Here is a 24,205-nt window from a genome sequence, read left to right as displayed (position 1 = left end):
GCTGGAGGATGGCAATGGCGACAGAACGAGAAGGCGCCTTCGAGGACATGTCCCTCGACCACGTGGTGTTCCATGTCGGCGACGCGCACCAGGCCGCCGCGGAACTCGTCGACCGGTACGGGTTGGCGGTGCTCGACGCGTCCGAGGACACCTCCGCCCGGTCGGTGGTGGTCGGCGGCGGCGGTGACATCAGCCTCGTCTTCACCGAGGCCGTCACCGAGGACCACCCGGCCGCCGCCTACGTCAGGGCCCACGGCGACGGGGTCGCCGACATCGCGCTCGGGGTCCGTGACGTCCGCGCCGCCTACGACGAGGCGGTCCGCCGGGGAGCTCGGCCGGTGTCCGCCCCCAGCGAGGACGGCGGCCGCGTCGTCGCCACCATCATGGGTTTCGGCGACGTCACGCACACCTTCGTGCCACGAGGGAGCGCCGCGGCCGCGGCGGGCGGCGCGGACCCGGCACCCGCCAAGACGGGGGTGTACGCGCTGGACCACTTCGCGGTGTGCGTCGAACCCGGGCAGCTGGCCGCGACCGTCCGGTTCTACGAGGACGTCCTGGACTTCCGCATGACCTTCGAGGAGCAGATCGTCGTCGGCGCGCAGTCGATGAACTCCCAGGTGGTGCAGAGCACCTCCAAAACGGTGACCCTCACCATCATCGAACCCGACACCTCCCGGAACCCCGGGCAGATCGACGACTTCCTCAAACGGCACGGCGGTTCGGGCGTGCAGCACATCGCCTTCGTCACCGACCACATCACCGACTCGATCCGCCAGCTCCGCGACCGGGGTGTCGAGTTCCTCACCACACCGGCCGCCTACTACGAGGCGTTGACCGACCGCATCGCACTGACCAGGTACCCGGTGGCCGAACTCGGTGAACTGCACATCCTCGTCGACGAGGACCAGGGCGGGAAGCTGTACCAGATCTTCACCCGGTCCACCCACCCGCGGGGCACCTTCTTCATGGAGGTGATCGAACGGGCGGGCGCGCGGACGTTCGGTTCCGGCAACATCAAGGCCCTGTACGCGGCCGTCGAGGCCGAACTGAGCAGGCAACCGCGCTGAGCACCCCGCCGCCCTCCCCCCGCGCCCGCCCCCGGAAGGGGATGCTGATGGAACCGCTGCGCCTGGCGGACCTGCACGGTTCGCTGGCCGACCCGGTGCTGGCCGCCATGGAGTTCCTCAACGAGGTCGCCAACCGGTACCCGGAGGCCGTGTCCTTCGCCCCCGGTCGGCCCTACGAGGAGTTCTTCGACGTCGACGACCTGCACCACCACCTGCGCACCTTCCACCGGTACCTCGTCGAGGACCGGGGCATGGACGACGCGGGCGCCCGGCGGACGCTGTTCCAGTACGGCCGCACCAAGGGCGTCATCCACGAGTTGATCGCCCGCAACCTCGCCGAGGACGAGGGGGTGCGCGTCGACCCCGAGGCGGTGGTGGTCACCGTCGGGGCCCAGGAGGCGATGCTGCTCGCCCTGCGCGCGCTACGCGCCGACCACCGGGACGTGCTGCTGGCCGTGTCACCGGTGTACGTGGGCATCACGGGCGCGGCGAGGCTGGTGGAGATGCCGGTGCTGCCGGTGCGGGACGGCGAGGCCGGGGTCGATCTCGACGACCTGGTGGCGGTGGTCCGGCGGGCGCGCCGGGAGGGGCTGCGGCCGCGCGGCCTCTACGTGGTCCCCGACTTCGCGAACCCGTCCGGGGCCTGCCTGGACCTCGCGACGCGGCGGGAACTGATCCGCACCGCCGAACGGGAGGACCTGCTGGTCCTGGAGGACAACCCCTACCGCCTGTTCGGGTCGGCAGACGAACGACCGCCCACGCTGCGGGCGCTCGGCGGGAACCGGGTGATCTCGTTGGGTTCCTACGCCAAGACCGGGTTCCCCGGCGCCCGCGTGGGCTACGCCGTCGCCGACCAGCCGGTCGACGTCGGCGGCGGGCGCACCGTCCCGTTGGCCGACCAGCTGTCCAGGCTCAAGAGCATGGTCACCGTCAACACCCCGCCGGTCGCCCAGGCGGTGATCGGCGGACTGCTCCTCGACCACGGCCTCAGCCTCGTGAAGGCCAACACCCGGGAGATCGAGGTGTACCGCCGCAACCGGGACCTGGTGCTCGACGGTCTCGCCGCCCGGCTTCCCCGGGCGGCGGAGCTGGGGGTGAGCTGGAACCGGCCCAGCGGGGGCTTCTTCATCGTCGTGACCGTGCCGTTCCCGGTGGACGACGCCCTGCTGGAGCGGTCCGCGCGCGAACACCGCGTGCTGTGGACACCGATGCACCACTTCTACGGGGACGGCAGGCCGTTGCCGCACCTGCGGCTGTCGGTGAGCCTGCTGACCCCCGAGCGGATCGAGGACGGGCTGGACCGCCTGGCCGCGTTCCTCACCGAACACGCGGAGGCGGCCCGTGAGGGAGGCGGTCGCTGACCGGGCGCACCCGGGGTCGGCGGCGGTACCCGCTCACGCCGCCGACTCCCGGCGCGTCCCGTGGGAACGCGCCCCGCCCACCGCCAGCCACGCCACCGCGCAGCAGGCGACGAGCACCGGCCAGGGCCACACCGGCCCCCGCGCCAACAGGCTGGTGAACAGCACCGGCGCCACCACCATCGCCACACCCCAGGACATCTGGTGCACCCCGAGGTAGCGGCCCCGCATCTCCTCCGGCGCCAGGCGCGCCGCGAACGCGGAACTCGTCGGCGCGAAGAGCAGCTCCGCCGAGGTGAACACCACGATCCCGAGGAACAGCATGACCAGGGCCGCCGGTGGCGGCAGCAGGGCCGACGCCCCCAGCACGAGGAAGGACACCGCCCACAGCACCGAGGCCAACCGGAGCACGCCCGTCTCGGCCCGCTTCTCGGTCCACCGGACCACCGGCGGCTGGGCCACGACCACCAGCACCGTGTTGACGGTGTACAACGCTCCCGGCAGCCACGCGTGGGCCGGCATCGTCACCCCCACGAAGGCGGGCACCAACAGGATGATCGCGTACACGGCGACCACGAAGAACGCGTTGGCCACCACCAACAGCGTGAACGGGCGGTCCCGCAGCACCCGCAGGTACCCGCCGGTCGCCCGGGGCCGCGCCACCGCCGCGCGCCGACCCGCCAGGGCGTGGGCCTTGGGCCAGGTCCCGATGAGCAGGGCCACGAACAGGTAGATGACCGCGTTGGTCACCGCCAGCGCGTGGTACCCGATGTCACCGAACCCGACGACCGCCGCGGCGATCATCGCCCCCACACCCAGCGAGGCGTTGCGGGCCGACCGGATCAGCCCGAACCACCTCGGCTGCTGTTCGATCCCCACCAGGGACACCACCAGGGTTCCCTGGGCGGGCAACCAGGCGCCGTCGGCCCAGTAGATCAACGCCGCCGCCAGCACCAGCTGCCACGGCGTCTCCACCCACAGGTAGGACACGAAACCGAGGCAGCGCAGCAGGTTGCAGCCCACGATCACGGCCGGCGCGCCGAACCGGTCCACCAGCGGACCGCTCAACACCCCGGCCGGAACCCCCGCGAGCGCGGCGATCGACAGCGCGGTACCGATGGCGACCAGGCCGAGGTCGGTGACGGCCAGGAAGTACGGAATGGTGAAGGGCAGGAACATGCCACTGCCGAGGCTTTCCACCCCCGCCGAGCCCGCGAGCCGACCCAGTCCCCGCAGCCGAGGGAATCCGAACCGTTCCGCGCTCCGGGAAATCACCACGGCCGGCAGGATATCCACCGGAAAACAATGTTGACAATGATAACGAAACGAAAAGACGCGTCGTTAGGATGCCGGGAAAAACGTCTGCGCGGAGGTAGTGGCGTGCTGGGAGAAAACGAGGACACCGCCGAGTTCGAGGTCGTCGTCAACGACGAGGAACAGTATTCCGTGTGGCCGGTCGGACGGGAGGTCCCGGCCGGGTGGCGTGCCGTGGGCCAGCGGGGTCCGAAACGGCACTGCCTGGCCTGGATCGACGAGAACTGGACGGACATGCGGCCGCGCGCCCTCCGCGCGGCGCTCGCCGGCACCGGCACCGCCGGGACGGGAGAGCCGGCTTGACCGGACCCACCGGCCCACCGCGTGTCCCGCTGATCACCGCCCCGACCCGCGTCCAGCGGATCACCGGTGTGGCCCGCCGTCCGATCCACCTCAAACGCGACGACGAGAACTCGCCGGTCTTCGGTGGCTGCAAGACCAGGGCGCTGGAGTTCGTCCTGGGGGCCGCGTTGGCCGAGGGAGCGACCGCGGTGCTCACCGCGGGCACCGCCGGCTCCAACCACGTCGCCGCGACGGCCCTGCACGCGGCCGGTCTCGGGCTTCCGGTCACCGCGTTGGTGCTGCCCCAGGAACCCGGCCCGCTGGTGTCCCGGAACCTGCGGCTGGCGCTGGGCGCCGGGGCACGACTGGAACCGGTGCCACCAGGGGTGTCGGTGCACCCGGACCGGCGGCGACACCGCGAGGCAGTCGAGGAACTCCGCGCGGGCGGCGCGCGGCCCTTCGTCATCCCCTTCGGGGGAGCGGCCCCGGTGGCCGGGAGAGCGCACGCCCTGGCCGGCCGGGAACTCGGCGAGCAGGCGCGCGCCCTGGCCCTGCCCGAACCGCTGCGGGTGTACCTGCCGGCCGCGTCCACCCTCACCGCGGCGGGGATCGCCGCCGGACTGGCGAGCACCGGCCTGTCGTTCCAGGTCACGGCCGTGGACGTGGTGGGGGACGCGTCGGTGACCGGACCGGGGTTGGTGGAGCGCGCCCGGGAGGCCGCCGCCGCCCTCGGCGTCGCCCGCGACCAGGTGCGACCCGAGCATCTCCGACACGTCGACGGGTACTCCGACGCGCCCTACGGGGTGCCGGGCGCCCAGGCGGGGCGCGCCGCCGACCTGCTGCGGGAGGCGGCCGGGGTGGAGGTCGACGAGTGCTACGGGGCGAAGGCGTTCGCCCGCCTCCTCGCCGAGGTCGACTCCGACGAACCGGGGACCCACCTGTTCTGGCACACCGGCAACACCCGGTCCGCCCTGGACGTGCCGTCGCGACCCCTGCCCCCCGAACTGGCCCACCACGACCGTTGACCCCCATCGGAGCCGCACGCGGGGGTCGCCGGCCACCGACCTCACCCTGGCGGCGCGGCCCGCCCGAACCCGACCCCGGGGCTGCCCACCCCCTCCCGGCGCGCCGAACGCGCCCGCCGAGGAACGTCCCCCGCCCCGACGAGCGCGGTCACCGGCACGGGCAGCACCGCCGGCACCGGGCCGCCGGCGGGGCGGGACCCCACCCGCCGCCCGCGCGGGTCCCCGGTCGCCGGAGGCCGGCGGCTGGCCGCCGCCCGGTCGCCGTCCACCACGGGCGGCCGCGCCCTGTGGCGCGGGAGCGCGGCCGGTAGCACGCGGCCGGCCCGGGCGGCCAGGCCGGCCCGGCCGCGTCCTGACCGGGGGAGTGGGTCAGGCGCGCGGTGCCGAACCGGAACCCGCCGAGCCGCGCCTCGAACGGAACGCCGACCTGGTCCCCACGGGGGCCAGGCTGGCCGCGCGGGATGGGCTGGACGGGCCTCCCGGCGCGGTCCGGGTCGACCCGGACCGCGCGTTCGTGGCCGGGGCCTCCGGAAGTCCATCGCCGTGCCGAGGCCGGCCGCCGAACATCCCGACCGGTTCCCGCCTCGGTCGCCGGCCGGCCACCAGGGCGGCCGGCGGCGGCACGTCCCCTCACGCATCCCGGCGCTGTCGATCCACCGTGGCCGGGGCGCGCCGAGGCCATGACCAGCCAACCGCGCGCGCCGGACACCGGGCGGGAACCCCGCCCCACGGGCCCCCACCGTTCGCGTCCCACCGCCGCGCGAGCGGGGCGGACGAGCTCCACCACAGGAGCCGCCCGCGACCCGACCCGTGCGGTCGGGGTGACCAGCCGTCGGGAACACGGGTGAAGACCGTTCCCGACGTGCTGGTCACCAGTCGGAGCTGATCACCAGGTCACCGGGAGCCGCTGGGGCGATCGCAGCAGCGTCCCCTCCTTCCAGGGGACGTCCTCGGCGGAGGTGACCAGCCGCAGGTCCGGGAAGCGGGTCAACAACGACGACAGCGCGACCTGGAGCTCTCCCCGCGCCAGCTGAGCGCCGAGGCAGACGTGCACCCCGCCGCCGAAGGCCAGGTGCGGGTTGGTCTCCCTGGTCAGGTCCAGGACCTCGGGGTCGGAGAACACCCTGTCGTCCCGGTTGGCCGAGTTGGTGCTGGCCACCACCGCCTCGCCCGCGCGGACCAGGACCTCGCCCAGTTGGACGTCCTCGGTGGCGATGCGGGCGAACGCGCCACCGGATCCCAGCGGGATGTAGCGCAGGAGTTCCTCCACCGCCGAGGGAACCAGCTCCGGGCGTTCCCTGAGCATCGCCCACTGCTCGGGCCGCGACAGCAGCAGGTAGACGGAGCTGGCGAACTGGCTCGCGGTGGACTCGTGCCCGCCGACCAGCAGGGTGATGCCGGTCTGCCGCAACTCCTGCTCGGTGAGCCGGTCGTCCTCGTGGGCGGCGACCAGGACGCTCATCAGGTCGTCCCCGGGCTCCCGCCTGCGCTGCTCGGCCAGTTCGCCCAGGTACTCCTCCAGGCCGGCACGCGCCGCCCTGACCTCCTCCCGCGTGTGGGCCGTGGTGGACAGCACCATCGCCGAGAAGTCGCGGAACCGGTGGTGTTCCTCCGGGGGCACGCCGAGCATCTGGGAGATGACCGACACCGGCAGGGGGAGCGCCAGGCTCTCGACCAGGTCCGAGGGCGGACCGGTGCGCTCGATCTCGTCCAACAGGCCGTCCACGATCTCCTGGGTGCGGGGGCGGAACTCGCGGACCCGCCGCGCGGTGAAGCCCCGCGCGATCAGTTTCCGCAACCTGCTGTGCTCGGGTGGGTCCATGCTCAGGATCGAGCCCGTGGGCGCCGCCTCCGGCGTCACCCGGGGGGTGTCCTCCCGCCCGGCCGCGCGGGCCCGGCTGAACCTCGGGTCGGAGAGCACGGTCCTGACGTCGGAGTAGCGGGTCACCAACCAGCACTCGTCGCCGTAGGGCAACCGCACCCGCATCGCCGGCTGCTCCGCGCGCGACCGCGCGTAGCCGGGATGGATGTCCAGGCGCACCGGGTCACCGAAGGGGTAGGAATGGGTGTCAACTGTGGTCACGAGCACTCCTCGTCAGTTCGGGGAGGGAGCCGTCGGGCCCTCTCCGGGTGGTGGTCGGCGAACCGGCGGTCGGGGAGCCCCGCCGGGGACCCTGATCACCGCTGGGGTGGTGGCCGGTCGGGACGCGGGGGCACGGCGGGGGTCGCGTTCCCGTTCCTCGGGGCGGACGAGCCGGCGGCGCACGGCCCGCGAGCCGTCGGAGGCGGCCCCCGTGGGTGGCGGGCACCGGGCCCGGCCGCCGCCGCGCCGCTCGGGAGCCGGGAACCGCGAGGCCGAGGAGCCCGCCGGGCCGTACGCGACCCGGGACCGAGCCCCGCCTCCGGTGACCCGTTGTGTGTGTGGAGGTGCGAGCACCGCCCGCTCGGGGCGGGGCAGCAGGCCGGGATCGCGGATGCGCGCGCCAGAACCGAGTTCCTCGTGCTCATCGGACAGGGGACGGCCGCCCGTCAGTGGCCCACGCCGTCGGCGAGCCAGCTCGCGGCTCCGCTCGGGGCGGGGGTCCTCGTCCGGGTGCCCCGCTCCATCGGGTCGCCGACGGAGTGCACGGGTCGTCCGACGCCGGGCAGCGGTGGGCGACCCGCACGGGGAACGGGAGCGGCCGAGCGCTGCCGGCAGTCCCGCGCGCACCCGCCGTCGCCGGCCGTCCACACGCCCCGGTGGCGCAGTTCGCGCACCATCCTGGGCACGTCCCAGTGCGGCCGGCCCGCCAGGTGCGCCGCGGCGGCCAGCAGCGTCCCGGGAAGTCGCTCGCACAGTTCGACGAGCTGGGCGACGGCGTCCGGGTCCCGGGACACCCGTCGCGGTCCCACGATGCCCCTGACCAGGTCGACGGCCTCGTGCCGTCGCAGGCCACCCAGCCAGAGCGGGACCGTCCCGCACCGGGCGACCAGTTCGCGCAGCGGGTCGCGGGAGGTCACCAGCACGTGGCAGGTGGCGCTGTTCGGCATCAGCGGCCACACCTGGGCGGCGTTCCGCGCGTCGTCGAGCACCAGCAGCATCCGCCGGTCGGCGACCAGGGTCCGGAACAGCGCGGGCCGCTCCTCCCGGCTCGGTACCCGCTCCGGGGGAACACCGAGCGAGTGGAGGAGGTGGGAGAGGGCCGTGTACGGGTCGGCCGGGGACCGGTGCGCGTCGTGGCCGCTCAGGTCGACGAAGAGCTGCCCGTCGGGGAACAGTTCGGCGTTGCGGGCGCCCCACCACACGGCCAGCGCGGTCTTGCCCACCCCACCGGCGCCCACCAGCAACCCGAGCGGTGGCACCCCGTCCCGGCCAGCCCTGCTCCCCAGGCGGTCCAGCGCGGCCACGGCCTCGTCCCGTCCGACGAAGGCCCGTGTCGCGGCGGGAAGCTGCGCCGGCGGGCGGTCGACCGGGGCGCCGTCCTCGTCCCGCAGGATGCGTTCGTGCAGGCGTCGCAGCTCGACGCTGGGTTCCAGGCCCAGCTCCTCGACCGACCGCCGCCGCCACCGGACGAAGGTCTCCAGGGCCGCGACGCGGTGCCCCGACCGGTACTGCGCCATCATCAGCAGCCCGTGCAGGCGGTCCCGGAGCGGGTGCCGTTCGACCGCCTCGGCGAGTCCGGCGACGAGTGCCCCCTGCTCTCCCAGACCGAGTCGGAGTTCCGCCTGTTCCTCGTAGGCGGCGAGGATCCTCTCCTCCAGCTGCGCCGCGGCCTGTTCGGGCACGACCCCGCCGACGTTGGACAGCACGGGTCCGCGTCGCAGCGCCAACGCCTCGTCGTAGCGGCGCACCGCCTGGGCCGCGTCGCCCGCGCGCGCCCTGGCGTCGGCCACCAACTCCTCGAACACCAGGGTGTCGATGCGGTGTTCGCCCGGGTGCAGGACGTACCCCGGTGCGGCCGTCTCGATGAGGGTGCCGTGCACCCCGCACGAGCGGAACGTCTTCCGCAACGCGGACACGCAGATGGCGACCTGGGTGCGGCTGCTCGACGGTGGTCTCGCTCCCCACACCGTCTCCACCAGGCTGTCGACCGACACGACCCGGCCGGCGTTGAGCAGCAGCATCGTCAACACGATCCGCTGACGGGGACCCCCGATCCGGACCTGACCACCTGCCGCGTGCACCTCCAGGGGCCCCAGCATGCGGAAATCCAACGTCGTGGACATCGAGCCTCCGAATCGCAGTACGACGGTGCCGTTCGGAACCGAGGCGGTCGTCAGGACGGGTCGGACCGGACGTACGTGGCCAGCCGCCCGGCGTCGGCGAGGTCGGCGCACCCGGCGAGGAGCAGGGCCTGCTCCAGCTCCAGCCGCAGCAGGTCGAGCACGCGGGTCACGCCGCGCTGCCCGTCGGCGGCGAGTCCCCACAGGACCGGTCTGCCGAGGAGCGCACCCCGGGCGCCGAGCGCCAGCACCCGCACCACGTCCGACCCGCCGCGGATGCCGCTGTCGACCAGCACCTCCACCGCGTCCCCGACCGCCTCGACCACCCGGGGCAGTGCGACGGCGGTGGGGGGCGCCCCGTCGAACTGCCGTCCGCCGTGGTTGGACACCACCACGGCGGACGCGCCCAGGTCGGCGCAGCGCGCCGCGTCCCTGGGGTCCAGGACTCCCTTGACCACGAGGGGAAGACGGCAGCGGCCGCGCAGCCACTCCAGGTCGCGCCATCCCAGGGTCGGGTCGAAGGCCAGCGCGGTGTGGTCCGCCACCGCCGAGGAACCCGCTCGTCCGACGTGCGCGTGGCTCGTCGGCCCGGTGTCCAGGTGCGCGGCCCGCACCGAGCTGGGCAGCGCGAAGCCGTTGCGCACGTCCCGCGCCCGACGCCCCATGACGGGGACGTCGACGGTGATGACCAGAGCCTGGCAGCCGGCGTCCTCCGCGCGGTCCAGCAGTTCCTCGACCAGGCCCCGGTCCCGCAGCCAGTACAGCTGGAACCAGAGCGCCGCGCCGGTCTCGGCCAGCTCCTCGACGGTTCGGCTGCTCAGGGTGCTGACCGTGAAGGGCACTCCTCGGGCGGCGGCCGCGCGGGCCGCCGCCAGTTCCCCCTCCGGGTGGAGCAGGCACTGGTAGGCCATCGGGGCCACCGCGACCGGCAGCCTGGCCGCCGTCCCGACGAGCGACGCGCTGGTGTCGGTGGAGCCGAAGCCCGTGAGGACCCTTGGGACGACGTGGGTGGCGTCGAGGGCGGCCCGGTTGGCCGCGAGCGTGCGTTCCATGCCGCTGCCGCCGGCGACGAAGTCGCGGACCTCCGGTGCCAGGAGCGCTTCCGCGGCTCGTTCCACGTCAGCGAGGTCGACGGCCTCCCGGGGGCGCGGCGCCGTCACGGGTGGGAACTTCTCGGCGGGACTCCTGGAACGGCGGCGGGAGCGCGAACCCCCCGGCGGCCGCCGGCCGCCGTCGGACGAGCGACCCGGTCGGGGTCGGGTTCACGACGGTCGGTCGCCAGTCCGTCGGACATGGGTGTCCTCACCATTCCCCCATCCGCCCCGAGAACGCGTGTGTGTTCAGGGCATGGTTTCTTCCCGCGCCGATGTGGTTGGTCGGTGCGGCTGACTACGAACGAAGAGCTGGTGGTCGGCGCATTCGTGCGGCGATTCGGTGAAACCGTTGAAACGCTAACCAGGGCGGCAAAACCTGTCAAGGGTCGGAAGGCGCGGGTTTATTTCGCGCCGGCTGATCGGCCTGGGTCGTCCCGTTACTCGTTTTCGGGTCGGGTGAAGATCAGGGGGGCGTGTGACCGGAGTGGGTCGAGTGCGGCGAAACCGGTGGTGAAGCGCAATGCCGCCGGTGTTCCGACGTGGCCGGAAGGGGAGTTCGTGCCGGACGCCGTTCGTCGTCGACGAGCGAAGTCAGTCGGCGTGGAACGGGAATCGTGGGGCTGAACGTCGTAGTGTTCCCGGGTGTTTCCGGGGGTTCGACTGGTTCCGATGTCCCAGTCACCGTACGCCCGGTGGGCAGAGCGCCCTCGCGCGTGTGCGGTCGCTCCGCCGGACCGGAACGGCGTCTCGTCGCCACCGCCCCTCCTGGCGTCGCGCTGACCGCTGGTCAGTGGGCCATGCCGGTGCCGTACCCGGGTTGGGGCAGGTGGGGGGGCCTGGAGTGCCGGTGGCGGGCACCGAGGGGCGTGGGTGCGGGGTGGTGGTCCGCCCGCGACGTCCGGTTCAGGTCCGTGTGTGGCGCCGCCGGCGGACGAGGCGAACTCCGGGCCGGCTCCGACCGTTCGCTCAGGCCGGTCGGTCGGGGGAGCGGGCGGCGCGAGCCCGTCCCGCCGTTCACTCCCGTCCGGGCCGCACCGGTTGGCGGACCAGGGACGAGCACCGAGGCGGAGTCCCCGTCCGCCAGGTGGCGCGGCGCCCTGTCATACCACGCCCGCCACGGAGCACCGCCGGTCGGTGAACGGGCGGAGCTCCCGGGTGAACATTCACGGGCTGTTCTCCGCCGGGTGTAACGGCGACTTCCCTTTGTCCGATGCGCATTCCATTCCGCATTCGTACCGGGGCTCGGCGTCCGAAACGGCGGCTGCCGGAAAACCGGTCCCGCCCGCCGGAGTCCTCGCCCCACCTGCTCCCACGGATACCCACCCCGAGGATGTCATCACACACCCGATGCCGCGGTGTGCCGCACCCGGATCGACGGCGTCGCGCGCCCATTCGACTCCGCTGTCGGGAACGGGTGCGCGCCCACCGTCTCGTCGTCGCGGGCGACTCGTACCCGGAACGCCGTGGAACGCGGGCCGGACCGCTCGCCGGGGTGCCGGGATGGGGTGGCGCCACGGCGGCGGCGTTCTCAGCACACCAGGGAGTTGACGATCGTCGAGCTCGCGACGGTCAGTTCCGCGCCGAGGGAAACCTTCATCATCGCGAGACCACCGAGCGTCGCGAGGTAGGCGACCGCGAGTTCGCGCGGCGGGCCGGGGCGGAACCCGCCTTCGCGCTGCCCCCGTTCGACGAGGTCGACGAGGGCGTCGAGCAGCGCGACGTGCTCCTCCATGAGCCTCCCCGTCGAGGGAGGGCGCACCGGCAACGCCACCGCGTGGTTCATCAGCGTGGAGAACTCGGCGAAGCCCTCCTCGTGGGCCACCGCCGACAGGAAGTCCTCGGTGAAGCGGGTGAGCACCCGCTCGGGCGGATCCTCCGCCCGCAGCCGCCGGGCCGCGTCGCGCAGTCCGTCGGTGGCCTGACGGACCAGCGCGTCGAAGAGCTCGTCCTTGGACGGGTAGTGCCGGTAGATCAGCCCCGTGCTGATGCCGGCCTCGCGGGCGATGTCCCGCACGCTGGTGGCCGCGAACCCGTGCCGGGTGAACAGGGCGGTGGCGGCGGTGTGCACCCTGGCCAGGGTCGCGGACCGCATCGCCTCGTACTGGGCGCTGGGGCGGGGCACGCTTCCTCCTTCCGGGTCGGGGGACCAGTGCGACACCCGTCACCGGCGTTCCCACTCCATCGACACGTAGTGGTTGATGCCGCTGAACCTCGTGTGCTTCACCGGTATCCGCTGGTACTCCACGAAGCCGAGCTTCCGGTACAGGCGCAGGGCCGCGACGTTGGTGTCGGCAATGTACTCGAGCACGTAGCGGCGGTGGCCGGACACCCGCATGAGGTGGGTCAACAGCGCGGTGGCCACGCCCTTGCCCTGGTGCGCCGCGGCCGTCCCGACGTACTCGAGGGACGCCGTGTCCGCCGGCAGGTCGAGGGTCTTGCCGAACTCCCTGCTGAGCACGGCCGCGCCGATGGTGCCCTTCACCAACCCCAGCTGCCGGACGAACTGGCGCCTGTCCGGGCGGACGCTCTGCTGGCGGCCGTCGGTCAGCGCGGTGATGCCGGCGGGTTGGCCGTCCACGACGGCGAGGTGGAAGTGCTCCGGGGCCATCATCGGCTCGAACAACGCCGCCAGCCGCTTCGGGTCCTTCGAGAAGTACGTGAAGTCGGCGCCGAAGGCGTCCACGTAGACCTCCGTGACGGCGCGGCGGTGCTCAGCCCCGAAGTCGCGTGCGGGGATGACCTCGATCATCGGTGTCCTTCCGTGGGAGTGGGGCGACCGCTGTCGTCCCAGGTCATGGCGGCCATCATAGGGTGAACTTTTGTTCATTCTATGATGCGGGTGGCGGGTGGGCGCCGCCGGGTGGTTCGAGGAGGTCGCTCGCCAGCCCGCGCGCCTCGGGGCGAACGGGATCAGCGCCCCCGCCCCCGCCCGCGTCCGTGGCGGCTCGCCGGTCACATCCCCGGCTGCTGGTGCCCGCATCCGCGGAGCCGGTGCCGCTCACGGGCCCGGAACTCCTCGACGCGGCGGCGGGTCGCCGCGCTCGCGCCAACCGGAGACGAGGAGGCGGAAAGGCCGGTCGAATCCGGGCGGCCTTGGCCTTGGCGCGGGAGACCGGAGCCCGCGAACGTTCTCGCTCGTCGGAAAGGGACCGTGTTCCGGGAACTCGTTCTCCTCGCGTCCGCGAGACGTCGGAATGGCCACGAAGAACGGGGACGAGCCGGGCTGTGGTCACCGATGGCGGCGAGCGAGGAGTTCGGCGAACCCAGGCCGGACGAGCACCGGAAAAGGCGCCCCGTGCTTCGCCGTCACCGGTGGAGGAGCACCGCGTCGGGGAGCACCAGCAAGGCGCGGCGTCACCACTGACCGTCGGGCACAGCACTGACGCATGGCGGAATGCCACCACCCTGGTCGACATGGCACCGCGCCGCCCAGGCCGCCCCGCCACCTGGTCCGCCGATGCCTCGAGCCGGGGGCTCCTCGCCGTCCCGGCGCACGCTGCCGCCCCGCCCGACCGGCATATCCGGGCCGAGAACGACGACACCAGCCCCGCCCCCGGTGCTCCACCCGCCGCTGGTCGCCGCCCGCTCACCAGAAGCCCCGGTTCGGCGCACCACGTCCCGCGCCGGGCGCCCGCCCGCTGGTACCGGGACGAGCGGCCTCCGCCACCAGTGGCCCCGAACGGCCACGAAGGACTCGAAAGGGAAGGGAGATCACTCCGTCCGACCAATGTTTCCCCGAAAACGGCGCCCGCTGGCAGCGGAACGTGAGAAGAATAACGGCGGTCGCCGCTGTACGGGGTAAGGAAATTCGCGCGGAAATCACTCCGTCGGCCTGGTTCCAAGGTACTGGGACGAGCGAATCGACCGGGTGCCTCCCCTATTCCGCGCGAAAAACGGCCACCCCAATGGGGGTACACAGGTCGGGGGAGAACGTGTGAGATACCAAACATCCACCCGATTTCCCGACAAACGGGGTCACCCAGCAGGAACCCGCGCACCCGGCCGGGGACGCCGGCGGAAACCCCGACTCCCGGAAACGCGCCCACCGGTCGCCCAGCGCCGTCGGCCGTGTCCGCACATCCCATTCCCCACTGTCACCGCGCAGTTCGCGACCGTCGAACGACGACATCGAATCCGGCGGCGTGCACCACGCCGCGCGTACCCAGCAGAGGAGAAGCGATGCCCCCCGCAATGGACCTGTTCGGACTGCGAGGCAGGACAGCACTGGTGACCGGAGCCTCCCGAGGCATCGGAGCGGCGGTCGCCACCGGCCTCGCCGCCGCCGGGGCGGACGTCGCGCTCGTGGCACGGGACACCACCCGGTTGGAGGCCGTCGCCGACCAGGTGGAGAACCTCGGGCGCCGAGCACTCGTCCTCACCTGCGACGTCACCGACCTCGACCAGATCAGGGCGGCCGAGAGGACCACCCTCGCCGAGTTCGGCGCACCCGACATCCTGGTCAACAACGCGGGAGGGATGAGCCACGCCGGTCCGTTCCTGGATCTGGAACCCGACGACTGGAGCCAGGTGCTGCGCCTCAACCTGGAATCCCTCGTCTGGGTCACCCACACCTTCGGTCGTCACCTGGTCGAGCGAGGCAGCGGCTCGGTCATCAACGTGTCGTCCATCGCCGGGGTGAACGGCATCCCCCTGCTCTCCCACTACGGCGCGACGAAGGCCGCGGTCATCTCGTTGACCCGGACCCTGGCGGCGGAGTGGGGGCCCGCCGGCGTGCGGGTCAACGCCGTGGCCCCCGGCTGGACGCGCACCGACCTGACCACGACCTTCTTCGCCGATCCCGACGCCGCGCAGGGCCTGCTGTCGGCGGTGCCCGCCGGCCGGCTCGAGGACCCGGAGGACATGGTCGGCACCGTCGTCTACCTCGCCGGCGACGCCTCCCGCACGGTCACCGGCACCGTGGTGGTCGCGGACAACGGCACGGCCTCCTACGTCGGCGGCCCCCAGCTGCTCCGCTTCCTCGACCTCGGTCGCCTCCCCGTCTGACCACGCATCCGAAGGACTTGCCGTGTCCGAACGCTCCGTCTTCCTCTTCCCCGGTCTCGGCGCCTACTCGCCCGGCGCCCTCCGCCGGGCACGGCGCTCCCACCCCCAGGTGGACGCCACCTTCCAGGAGATCGACGCCGCCGCCGTGCTGGCCGGCGCGCCACCGGTGTCGACCACGCTGTTCGACGGGGAACCCCGATCGATCCGCCAGCTGCTCGCCGAACCCGCCGAAGTGCTCCAACTCGCCATCTTCGGCATCTCCGTCGCCGTGCACCGCGTCCTCACCGAACGCGGAGCACGTCCTCACCTGCTCGTGGGCCACAGCTTCGGTGAGATGGCCGCGCTCGTGGCGGCCGGTGCCTTCAGCCTCGCCGACGGTGTCACCCTGGTGTGCGCCAGAGCCGCGGCGCTGCGCCCCTGGGAAGGCCGGGGCGCCATGACCGCCGTGGGCATGGACCAGGAATCAGCCGGCCACGTCCCCGGTGTGCTCGACGAACCCGAGCTGGTCGTCGCCTGCCTGAACGCACCCCGGCAGACCGTCCTCGCCGGGCCCCCGACCGCGCTGGACCGAGTGGAACGACTCGCCGAGGTGCTCGACGTCCCCCACGCCCGGCTGCACCTGCCCTACGCCTCCCACCACCCCACGATGCGGCCCGCCGTCGCCGACTTCGTGGCCAGGATGGCCGACGCCCGGCAGCTCCCCCTCCAGACGGCCGTCCACTCGCCCGTCCACGGCCGCCGGTACACCGACGACGACGACCTCAAACAGGCATTGGCCGAGTGCCTGGTACTGCCGGTGCGGTTCACCGACACGGTGCGGTCCCTGCACTCCAGGGGCTACACGACCTACGTCGAGAGCGGGGCCCTCAACACGTTGACCAGGTGCGTCGAACACACCGTTCCCGGGGTGCGCACCACCGCCCCGCTCCTCGACCCCGAGGAGGAGGACGCCGGCCTGCGCGCCGCGCTCACCTCCGTGGCCCGGCCGCGCGCCACACCGATCCAGGCCGAGGAGGAGCCGGTCCCGTCCCACCCCGCCCCGGCGCGGGAACCGGAGCCGACGGACGTCCGCCCCGCCGCCGCTCCGCCCGGCCGGGTCCCGCCCCCGGTCGGCGCCGCTCCGGACCGGGAACACCTGGTGGTGGAGCTTCGAGCGCTCTACGCCGAGACCCTGGAGTACCCGCCCGAGCTGCTCACCGAGGACGCGCTGCTGGAGGCCGAACTCGGGGTGGACTCGTTGAAGCAGACCTCCCTCCTGGGCCGGGTCGCGGACCGGTTCGGCCTGCCCGCCGGGGCCGCGGAGCTCCCGGTCTGGGAACTGCCCACCCTGCGGCACGTCGCCGACCACGTCGCCGCCGCCAAGGCACGCCGGTGAGCGCCGCCGCCACGGAGTTCGCCGACCGGGTCGTGGTCGTCACCGGAGGAGCACGAGGTGTCGGCCGGGCGATCTCCTCGGCCTTCGCCCGCCGAGGCGCGCACGTCGTCGTCAACTACTTCCACGCCACGGCGGAGGCACCGCGCCTGGTCGAGGAGCTGACCGCCGCCGGGGCCTCGGTGGAGGCGCTACGCGCCTCCGTGGCCCGTCCCGACCAGGTCGAGCGCCTGTTCGACGAGGTGGAGCGCCGCCACGGCGGCGTGGACGTGCTGGTCAACAACGCGGCGTCGGGAGCGTTGCTACCCCTGGACCAGCTGCACGACACGCACTGGCAGCGGGCGGTGGACACCAACCTGCGGGGCACCCTGCGGTGTTCGAACCGGGCCGCGCCGCTGATCGCGCGTCGCGGCGGCGGTTCCATCGTGAACCTGTCCTCGATCGGCGCCTCCCAGGTGATCGGGAACTACGCGACGGTGGGTACCACGAAGGCCGCCGTCGAAGCGCTGACCCGCTACCTGGCCGTGGAGTTCGCCCCGCACGGCATCCGCGTCAACACCGCCTCGGGAGGCCTGCTCGACGGCACCGTGGCCGGCCTGTTCCCCGACGCGCGCCGGCTCGCCGACCGCGTCCGCGCCGCCACCCCGTTGGGCCGGCGGCTGGGCCGGGAGGAGGAACTGGCAGAACTGGTGGTCTTCCTGGCCTCGCCCGCCGCCTCCTGGATCACCGGGCAGACCGTCGTCGCCGACGGAGGGCTCTCCCTCGGCGCCGCCGTCCTCGGCGCGGAACCGCTCGCCGCGCCCCCGCCGCCGGCCGAGCCGCCCCGGCACGACCCGCCCGCCAGGGCGGACGCCGCGCTCGGAACACCACCAGCCCGGACTGGGGGCACCGCGCGTCCCACCACCACCCGGGCCCGCGCCGACGACGACGCGCGGATCGCCGTGGTCGGTAGCGGCGTCGTGACCCCCGGGGCCGACGACCCGGAACGACTGTGGACCGTGCTGTCCGACGGGCGGAACGTGTTCCGTCGGCCGGTGCTCTTCGACGTCGAGTCCTTCTACTCCCACGACCCCGCCGCCGAGGACCGCACCTACTCGCCGCGTTCCGGCTTCATCACCGACTTCCGCCCCCACCCCCGACTGGCCGCCGAACTCGCGGACGGCTCGCACCAGTCGCGGGAGGCCACGACGCTCTGGCTGCGGCACTGCCTGCACACCGCCCTGGACGGGGTGCGCCGGGGGGTGGCGGACCGCTGCCTCGCCGCCTTCGGCTACACCGCCGACGGCAGCCAGGACCTCGAGACGCACCTGGTGCTGGCCGGGTACCTCCACCGGCTCGGCCCCCGGACCCCGGCCCCGGTCGTCCAGGCGCTCCGGCGCCGCTACGACCGGCTCGGTCAACCAGCGCACGAGTTCCTGCCCCACCGCGTCGGCAGGAACGCCGTCACCGGGATCCTGCCCGACGACACCGAAGTGCTCATGGTCGACACCGCCTGCTCCTCCTCCCTCTACGCCCTGGACCTCGGGGTGAAGGCACTGCGCGCGGGCGAGGTCGACCTGGCCGTGTGCGGTGGTGCCTTCGCCTACACCGCGCGTGACCTCGTGTTGTTCTCCAAGCTCCAGGGGCTGTCCCGCTCGGGCACCGTCCGCTGCTTCGACCGCGCCGCCGACGGGGTGCTGTTCTCCGACGGTGCCGGGGTGGTGGTGTTGAAACGCCTCGCCAGGGCGCGGGCGGACGGGGACCGGGTCCTCGGCGTCGTCGAGGGGTTGGGCCTGGCCGGGGACGGGCGGGGCAAGGCCATCTACGCGCCCAACGCCGCCGGGCAGGCCCTCGCCCTGCGCCGTGCCTACCGGGCCGCCCGGGTCGACCCGGCGGACGTCGGCTGGGTCATCGCCCACGCCACCGGCACCCGGGCGGGGGACAGCACCGAACTGGCCGCTCTCCGGGAGGTCGCCGGGGACGGCGGCTCCGCGCTGCTGTCCTCCAACAAGGCGGTGGTCGGCCACACCGGTTGGGCCGCCGGCGTGGTCTCGGTGTGCCAGGCGCTCACCGGTCTCGCCCGGGGCGAGGCACCCGCGCAGCCCTACCTGGTCGACCCCATCGACGCCGTCCGCGACAGCCGCTTCCACCCGCCCGCCGCCAGCTCCGACCGGGCGCTGGCCGCCGGGAGGGACGGCGTCCGCCGGGTCGCCGTCTCCTCCTTCGGGTTCGGCGGCACCGACTCCCACCTGATCCTCGCCGAGGACGCCGAGGACGCCGAGGACGCCGAGGACGCCGAGGACGCCGAGGACGCCCAGGACGCCGAGGACAGGCGGGCCGCGCCCCCACCACCGGAGGACATCGTGGTCCTCGGCTGGGCCAGCGACCTGCCCGGCGACCACGGCGACGCCTGGCTGCGGGGCACCGGCTCCCCACCCGCCACGACCTTCGGGGAGGACTACCCGCTCCCCGGGTGGCGGGAGGTCCGGCTGCCCCCGGCCACGCTGCGCGGAATGGACCGCACCCAGATCATGGTGCTCCGAGCGGCGGCCGCGCTGCCCACACCCGTCCAGGCGGCCCTCGACACCGCCGGCGACACCACCGGAGTGGTCATCGGCCACCTGGGGCCCACCCGCCGAGCCGTGCACCACGCCCTGCGCTGCTACCTGGGCGACGTGGACCGCGCACTGGCCGGCTGCCCCGACCACTCGGCCCGCGAACGCGACGACGCCCTCGACCGGCTCGGCCACGAGGTGCGCGCACTGGTACCCGCCGCCACCGAGGACTCCTTCCCCGGCATCATGCCCAACATCATCGCCTCGCGGCTCGCCTCGGACCGGAACTTCCGGGGACTGGCCGTGACCGTCGACGGCGGCCCGGACTCCGCGCTCGACGCCCTGCGCACCGCCGAACGCTACCTGCGGCACGGCGACCTCGACTTCGCCGTGGTGGGCGCGGTCAACGGCAACAGCACCGAGGAGCTGCGCCGCGTGCTGGAATCGGCGGGGGAGTCGGACACCCCGGCCGAGGGCGCCTTCCTGGTGGTCCTCGCCAGGGAGTCCACCGCCCGCAGCCACGCACTGCCAGCGTTGGCCCGGCTGCGGACGAGGTTCGGCGCCGCCGACCCGAGCGGCGCACCCCGCCAACACCCACCCTTGGCCGGTTCCGGTCGCACCTACCTGGGCGCCGACCCGCTGGTGGCGCTGGTCGCTCACCTGAGCCGAGGTGGCGGAACCACCACCATCTCCTCCCAGGCCGGGATGGGGCCGCGACTCGACGTCACCAGCCCGAACCCACCAGCACCACCCCCGGTACCCGCCCCGGACACCGAGCCAGCCGCGACGGGCGGCCCGACGCCCCGGGCCCCGCTGACCAGGGTGACCTGCCAGCTCGACGTGGCCCCGCCCCGCCGGGTGCGCCGCCCGCTGCCCGCGCTGCCCGGAGGAAGCCTGGTGGTGTGCTCCCACGCCGACCTGGTTCCCAGTTCCGCGTTGCCAGCGGACGCCACCGTGGTCGTCGCCCCACGGCCGGCGCCGGCCGGCGACCAGCCCACCACCGAGGCACTCGCCGGTCTGCTCCCCGAGACGCGGACCTTCGACCACGTGCGGGTCCTCGTCAGGGTCGGCGCCACCGACGCCCCACCGGCCGACCTGTCCACCCTGGACCAGCTCCGCGCCACCCACGACCTGGCGTTCCTCGCCGCGCGGCGCTGGCGCGGACGGCCGAACTCCTCCTACGCGGTACTGCTGGCCGACGCGCTCGGCGGCGACGCCCTCCACCCGGGAACCGGCCCCTTCACCGGGCTGGTCAAGGCCCTGGCCAGGGAGATGCCGCGGGCGACCGCGTTCGCCGTCGCCACCGACTCGCGGGACCCGGTCGCGGCCCTCGACCTCCTCGCGCTGGAGTCGGCCCGGGCCCACGACCTCGCGGTCGTCGCGCACTCCGCCGGCCGGCGCCGGGAGTACCGGCTCCTGCCCGCCACCGGACCAGCCCCCGCCGGCGGTGCCCTGCCACCCGGCGGGGTGATCGTGGCCGCCGGCGGCACCCGGGGCCTCACCGCGCGGCTGCTCACGCGGCTGGCCGTCGAGACCGCGCCGGCCGCCGTGTACCTGTTCGGCCGCAACGCCCCCGGCGGCGCCGCCCCACCCGACCGGGCCGCGTTCCTCACCCGGCGCCGTGACGAGGAACCCACCGCGCCGGTGGCCAGGCTCGTCGCCGAGCGCGACCGGCTCGTCGCCGCCGCCACCACCGCCCGCACCGTCCGCGAGCTGGCCGACCACCTCCCCGGCGGCCGCGTCCACTTCGTCTCCTGCGACCTCACCGACCCCGACCAGACCAGGGATGCCGTGCGACGCGTCCTCGCCGCGCACGGAGGGGTCGACCTGCTCCTCAACGCCGCCGGCCGCCACAGCGGAGGACGCGTCGCCACCACCTCCCCGCGCACCGCCCGCGCCGTCCGCGACACCAAACTCCTCGCCTACCTGAACCTGCGCGCCGCCTTCGCCGAGCACCCCCCGGCCCGTTGGCTCAACCTCGGATCCCTGCTGGCGGTCCTCGCTTGGCCGGGGGAGGCCGACTACTGCGCCGCCAACGACGTGCTCAACGCCACCGCCCTGTGGCGCGCGGCCTGCCTCGACGGCGGTGAGACCACCATCGCCTCACCCCTGTGGGACGAGTCGGGTTTCGCCGCCGAACCCGTCGTCCTCGGCCTCCTCCGACGGCAGGGCGCGCTCACCGGGGTGTCCGACCAGGAGGGCACCGACCTGGTCCTCGACGAGCTCCGACGCGGCCTGCCCACGCCCCTGGTCACCCACCTGGGCACCGCCGAACGCCGGCTGCTCGCCACCAGCCGCCGCCACACCGTCGAGGTGGCCCCGGACGGGGACGGCCCCCTGATGTGGCGGTTCGACCCGGAACTCGACGACTACTTCCGCCGGCACCGGCTGCACGGCGCGCCCACCCTGCCCGGAGCCTGGGTCGCCGAGATCGCGCTCGCCGCGACCGGCCGCCCCCACCCGGCCGGGCACCCGCTCGTCATCACCAACCTGCGGTTCCCCGCGCCCCTCACCCTCCCCGCCACGACCGGCCGCGCCGTCGCGGTGCGGGTGGACCGGACCGGCGACGGCCTCCGGGTCCGACTGCGCGCCGACGTCGTCGCCCACGGGCAGGTCCTGCGGCGGGACCGGCTGCACGCCGAGGCCACGATCGGCACCGCCGACCACGCTCCCCAGCCCGCGACGACCACGCCGCCGGCTGCCGTGGGCACCGCGACCCGGTTCCGGTACGGAGGGGAGGGCCCCGTCGCGCTCGACCCGCCCTTCGCCTCCCTCACCGACGTCCACACCGGACCCGGGTGGGCGGCGGCCACGTTCCGGCCCCACCTCGACCCGTGGGCCGAACGCCTCGCCGGACTGCGCCTGCCCGTGCTGCTCCTCGACGCCCTCCTCCAGTGCTGCCTCCTCGCCGACCGCGTGCCCGGCGAGGGCACCGGCCTACCCGTCCCGGCCGGCGTCGACCGGATCGAGGTGCGCACCGAGGCCAACGACACCGCGCTGCTCGACGCGCACCCCGACGGCGTGCGCGTCCACGCCACCACGGGAGGGGGCGCGGCCGCCTTCGGCGCGGACGGCCGCCCACTGGCGCTGGTGCGGGGAGTGTCCACGCCGAGGAGGACCCACAGGGAGGAGAGCCGCGATGCGGATCGAGGATGACCCCGAGTTCCGGGCACTGCTGGTCGCGTTGTCCCAGCACGAGGTCTTCCACGACCGCCCAGGACTGGACCACCAGCGGCGCTGCGCCCTGACCTACGACCGGCTGCGGGTCGTCGGCGAGCACCTGCCCCCGGGCAGTGAACTCCTGGCACGATCGCGCCGGCTGTTCATGGCCTTGGAGTGGGCCGCCGTCACCGACCCCCCGCTGTTCCTCGCCCTCACCCTCCACGTGTGCCTGAGCCTGGGCGCCGTCGTCGAGTTCGGCGGGGACCGGGCACGGCGGCACGTGCGCGACCTCGACGAGATGCGCGCCTTCGGCGCCCTGCTGGTCACCGAGGTCGGGCGGGGCAACAGCCACCTCGGCATCCGCACCGTCGCCGACCACGACCCCGCCACCGGGGGTTTCGTGCTCACCACACCCGACGAGACCGCCAGGAAGTTCATGCCGAACGTGGGGCTGCCCGGAGTGCCGAAGACCGGAGTCGTCTACGCACGGCTCCGCGGGGGCGGGCGGGACCACGGCGTGTTCCCCTTCGTCGCGCCCATCCGCACCGCCGAGGGCACCCCCGAGGGCGTCCACGTGGTCCCACTCCCCGAGGCGCCGCTGCTACCCCTGGACTACGCCCTCATCCAGTTCGACGCCCTGCGGCTGCCCCGGGACGCGCTGCTCTCCGACGACGCCCACCTCGACGACGCCGGTGTGCCGCAGGATCCCCTCGGCGGCGGACAACGGCGTCTCCGCCGGTCCCTCGACATCCGGCATGGCGCCTGGGTCGCCTCGGCGGCGGCCCTGGCCGCCGTGACCAGGGCGAGCGTCGTCAACGCGCTCCGCCACAACCGGCACCGGACCACCGCCTCACCCCTCACCGTCGAACGGCCGGTCCTCGACCACCGCGCCCACCGGCGTCCCCTCGCCCTCGCGCTGGCCGACTCCTACGCGTTGACCCGACTGGTGGACCGGGTCAAGACCGCCTGGTCCGGGGGAGCGCGGGCCGACGCGGACGACCCCGCCTGGCGGCCCGGACCCGGGCTGAACCGCACCTGCGGGCTGGTCAAGGCCACCGCCAGCGCCCTGGCCGCGCGGGTCATCGGCGAGTGCGGACTGCGGTGCGGGGCGCACGGCATGTTCCGCCCCGGCCGGTGGGTGGAGTACCAGGGGCTCGCGCACATGCTGGGCCCGGCGGCCGGGGACGGCTACCTGATCACCCTGGAAGCGGCGCGTGCCCTCGCCGGGGGAGACCACTACGCGCCACCGCCCGCGCAGGGCCCCACCGGGCCCCCGACCACCCCGACCTCCTGGACGGCGCTGGTCGCCGCCCGGGAACGGTCGTTGCACGAGCGGTTGACCAGCGAGCTGGGGGTGGCACGGCGACACGGCCAGTCCGGGTTCGACGCGTGGAACGATCGGAGCCCGCTCGGCGTGGACCTCGCCGAAGCCCACGCGGCCACCCTGCTGGTGGAATCCGCCCTCGCCCCGCCGGACCGGTCCGTCCCGGCCCGCGCCGCCCGACTGGCCGCGACCCTCGGCGCCCTGCACGCCTCGAAAGTCCTGCTCCGCCACGCCGACTTCTACCTCACCGAGGGCCTGCTCACCCCGGAGGCGCTGCGCGGACTCGCCGGCGGGGAGCACGCGCTGGTCGACCAGGCCGTGGCCGACCTCGACGCCGTGCCGGACCTCCTCGACCTCCCACCCGGGTCGGCCGGGCCATCCGAGCCCCGGTGAACCCCGCCCACCGGCCGGGGAGAGCCGCACCGTTACCCGCCCCGTCCCGGCACGCTCCGCGTCGGTACTCCCC

14 protein-coding genes are annotated in these 24,205 nt (G+C 74.1%); 8 read left to right on the top strand and 6 right to left on the bottom strand.

Annotated features, from left to right (window positions below; all coding sequences use genetic code 11):
* Positions 1-14: 14 nt before the first annotated feature.
* Together hppD and ACOJVX_RS14430 are read left to right on the top strand one after the other, a co-directional pair.
* A complete protein-coding gene (gene hppD / locus ACOJVX_RS14435) occupies positions 15-1,067 on the top strand; it encodes a 4-hydroxyphenylpyruvate dioxygenase (RefSeq protein ID WP_422646838.1) in 1,053 nt (350 codons plus the stop codon).
* A gap of 41 nt (positions 1,068-1,108) precedes the next feature.
* Positions 1,109-2,428, top strand: a complete 1,320-nt coding sequence (locus tag ACOJVX_RS14430) for a PLP-dependent aminotransferase family protein (RefSeq protein WP_422646837.1) — start codon at positions 1,109-1,111, stop codon at positions 2,426-2,428.
* A 33-nt stretch (positions 2,429-2,461) separates the two neighbouring features.
* On the opposite strand, the gene ACOJVX_RS14425 is transcribed toward ACOJVX_RS14430, so the two are convergent.
* Positions 2,462-3,703, bottom strand: a complete 1,242-nt coding sequence (locus tag ACOJVX_RS14425) for an MFS transporter (RefSeq protein ID WP_422646836.1) — start codon at positions 3,701-3,703, stop codon at positions 2,462-2,464.
* 102 nt (positions 3,704-3,805) lie between these two features.
* Between ACOJVX_RS14425 and ACOJVX_RS14420 the strand changes: the two genes are divergently transcribed.
* Positions 3,806-4,042 carry an MbtH family protein gene (locus ACOJVX_RS14420; RefSeq protein WP_211237626.1) on the top strand — a complete coding sequence of 79 codons (237 nt, stop codon included), beginning with the start codon at positions 3,806-3,808 and terminating at the stop codon, positions 4,040-4,042.
* Entirely contained in the window at positions 4,039-5,046 is a 1,008-nt protein-coding gene (locus ACOJVX_RS14415; RefSeq protein WP_245588973.1) for a 1-aminocyclopropane-1-carboxylate deaminase/D-cysteine desulfhydrase, read from the top strand. Before ACOJVX_RS14420 ends, ACOJVX_RS14415 begins: the two co-directional genes overlap by 4 nt.
* Before the next feature lie 886 nt (positions 5,047-5,932).
* Here ACOJVX_RS14415 and ACOJVX_RS14410 read toward each other — a convergent pair.
* The 5 genes from ACOJVX_RS14410 to ACOJVX_RS14390 form a co-directional block, all read right to left on the bottom strand.
* The gene (locus tag ACOJVX_RS14410) at positions 5,933-7,129 is read right to left on the bottom strand and encodes a cytochrome P450 (RefSeq protein WP_026420601.1); all 1,197 of its coding nucleotides are present in this window, start codon (positions 7,127-7,129) and stop codon (positions 5,933-5,935) included.
* 446 nt (positions 7,130-7,575) lie between these two features.
* Complete coding sequence (locus ACOJVX_RS14405) at positions 7,576-9,252, bottom strand: AfsR/SARP family transcriptional regulator (protein ID WP_418155189.1); 1,677 nt, start codon at positions 9,250-9,252, stop codon at positions 7,576-7,578.
* A gap of 50 nt (positions 9,253-9,302) precedes the next feature.
* Positions 9,303-10,409 (bottom strand): alpha-hydroxy acid oxidase, encoded by a 1,107-nt coding sequence (locus tag ACOJVX_RS14400; RefSeq protein ID WP_418155190.1) that lies wholly within the window; start codon positions 10,407-10,409, stop codon positions 9,303-9,305.
* 1,462 nt (positions 10,410-11,871) lie between these two features.
* Positions 11,872-12,465, bottom strand: a complete 594-nt coding sequence (locus tag ACOJVX_RS14395) for a TetR/AcrR family transcriptional regulator (protein ID WP_418155191.1) — start codon at positions 12,463-12,465, stop codon at positions 11,872-11,874.
* Positions 12,466-12,504: 39 nt separating this feature from the next.
* Positions 12,505-13,092 carry a GNAT family N-acetyltransferase gene (locus ACOJVX_RS14390; protein ID WP_422646835.1) on the bottom strand — a complete coding sequence of 196 codons (588 nt, stop codon included), beginning with the start codon at positions 13,090-13,092 and terminating at the stop codon, positions 12,505-12,507.
* Between the two features lie 1,430 nt (positions 13,093-14,522).
* Here ACOJVX_RS14390 and ACOJVX_RS14385 point away from each other — a divergent pair.
* The 4 genes from ACOJVX_RS14385 to ACOJVX_RS14370 are packed head-to-tail and all read left to right on the top strand — an operon-like array spanning position 14,523 to position 24,132.
* The gene (locus ACOJVX_RS14385) at positions 14,523-15,347 is read left to right on the top strand and encodes an SDR family NAD(P)-dependent oxidoreductase (RefSeq protein WP_211237625.1); all 825 of its coding nucleotides are present in this window, start codon (positions 14,523-14,525) and stop codon (positions 15,345-15,347) included.
* 22 nt (positions 15,348-15,369) lie between these two features.
* Positions 15,370-16,722, top strand: coding sequence for an acyltransferase domain-containing protein (locus ACOJVX_RS14380; RefSeq protein ID WP_418155194.1), 1,353 nt, complete (start codon positions 15,370-15,372; stop codon positions 16,720-16,722).
* Positions 16,719-22,409, top strand: a complete 5,691-nt coding sequence (locus ACOJVX_RS14375; RefSeq protein ID WP_422646834.1) for an SDR family oxidoreductase — start codon at positions 16,719-16,721, stop codon at positions 22,407-22,409. The genes ACOJVX_RS14380 and ACOJVX_RS14375 overlap by 4 nt, the downstream gene beginning before the upstream one ends.
* Positions 22,393-24,132, top strand: a complete 1,740-nt coding sequence (locus tag ACOJVX_RS14370; RefSeq protein WP_422646833.1) for an acyl-CoA dehydrogenase — start codon at positions 22,393-22,395, stop codon at positions 24,130-24,132. Before ACOJVX_RS14375 ends, ACOJVX_RS14370 begins: the two co-directional genes overlap by 17 nt.
* The last annotated feature ends 73 nt before the right edge of the window (positions 24,133-24,205 follow it).

It is taken from the genome of Actinoalloteichus caeruleus, assembly GCF_049311605.1.
GTDB classification, from domain to species: domain Bacteria; phylum Actinomycetota; class Actinomycetes; order Mycobacteriales; family Pseudonocardiaceae; genus Actinoalloteichus_B; species Actinoalloteichus_B caeruleus.
This window is presented reverse-complemented; position numbering and strand designations above follow the sequence as displayed.

Bases quoted from the DNA above. Each gene is read 5' to 3' on its own strand.
- hppD (WP_422646838.1), top strand. From the start codon at position 15: ATGGCGACAGAACGAGAAGGCGCCTTCGAGGACATGTCCCTCGACCAC.
- ACOJVX_RS14390 (WP_422646835.1), bottom strand. From the start codon at position 13,092: ATGATCGAGGTCATCCCCGCACGCGACTTCGGGGCTGAGCACCGCCGC.
- ACOJVX_RS14370 (WP_422646833.1), top strand. From the start codon at position 22,393: ATGCGGATCGAGGATGACCCCGAGTTCCGGGCACTGCTGGTCGCGTTG.
- ACOJVX_RS14405 (WP_418155189.1), bottom strand. From the start codon at position 9,252: ATGTCCACGACGTTGGATTTCCGCATGCTGGGGCCCCTGGAGGTGCAC.
- ACOJVX_RS14385 (WP_211237625.1), top strand. From the start codon at position 14,523: ATGCCCCCCGCAATGGACCTGTTCGGACTGCGAGGCAGGACAGCACTG.
- ACOJVX_RS14430 (WP_422646837.1), top strand. From the start codon at position 1,109: ATGCTGATGGAACCGCTGCGCCTGGCGGACCTGCACGGTTCGCTGGCC.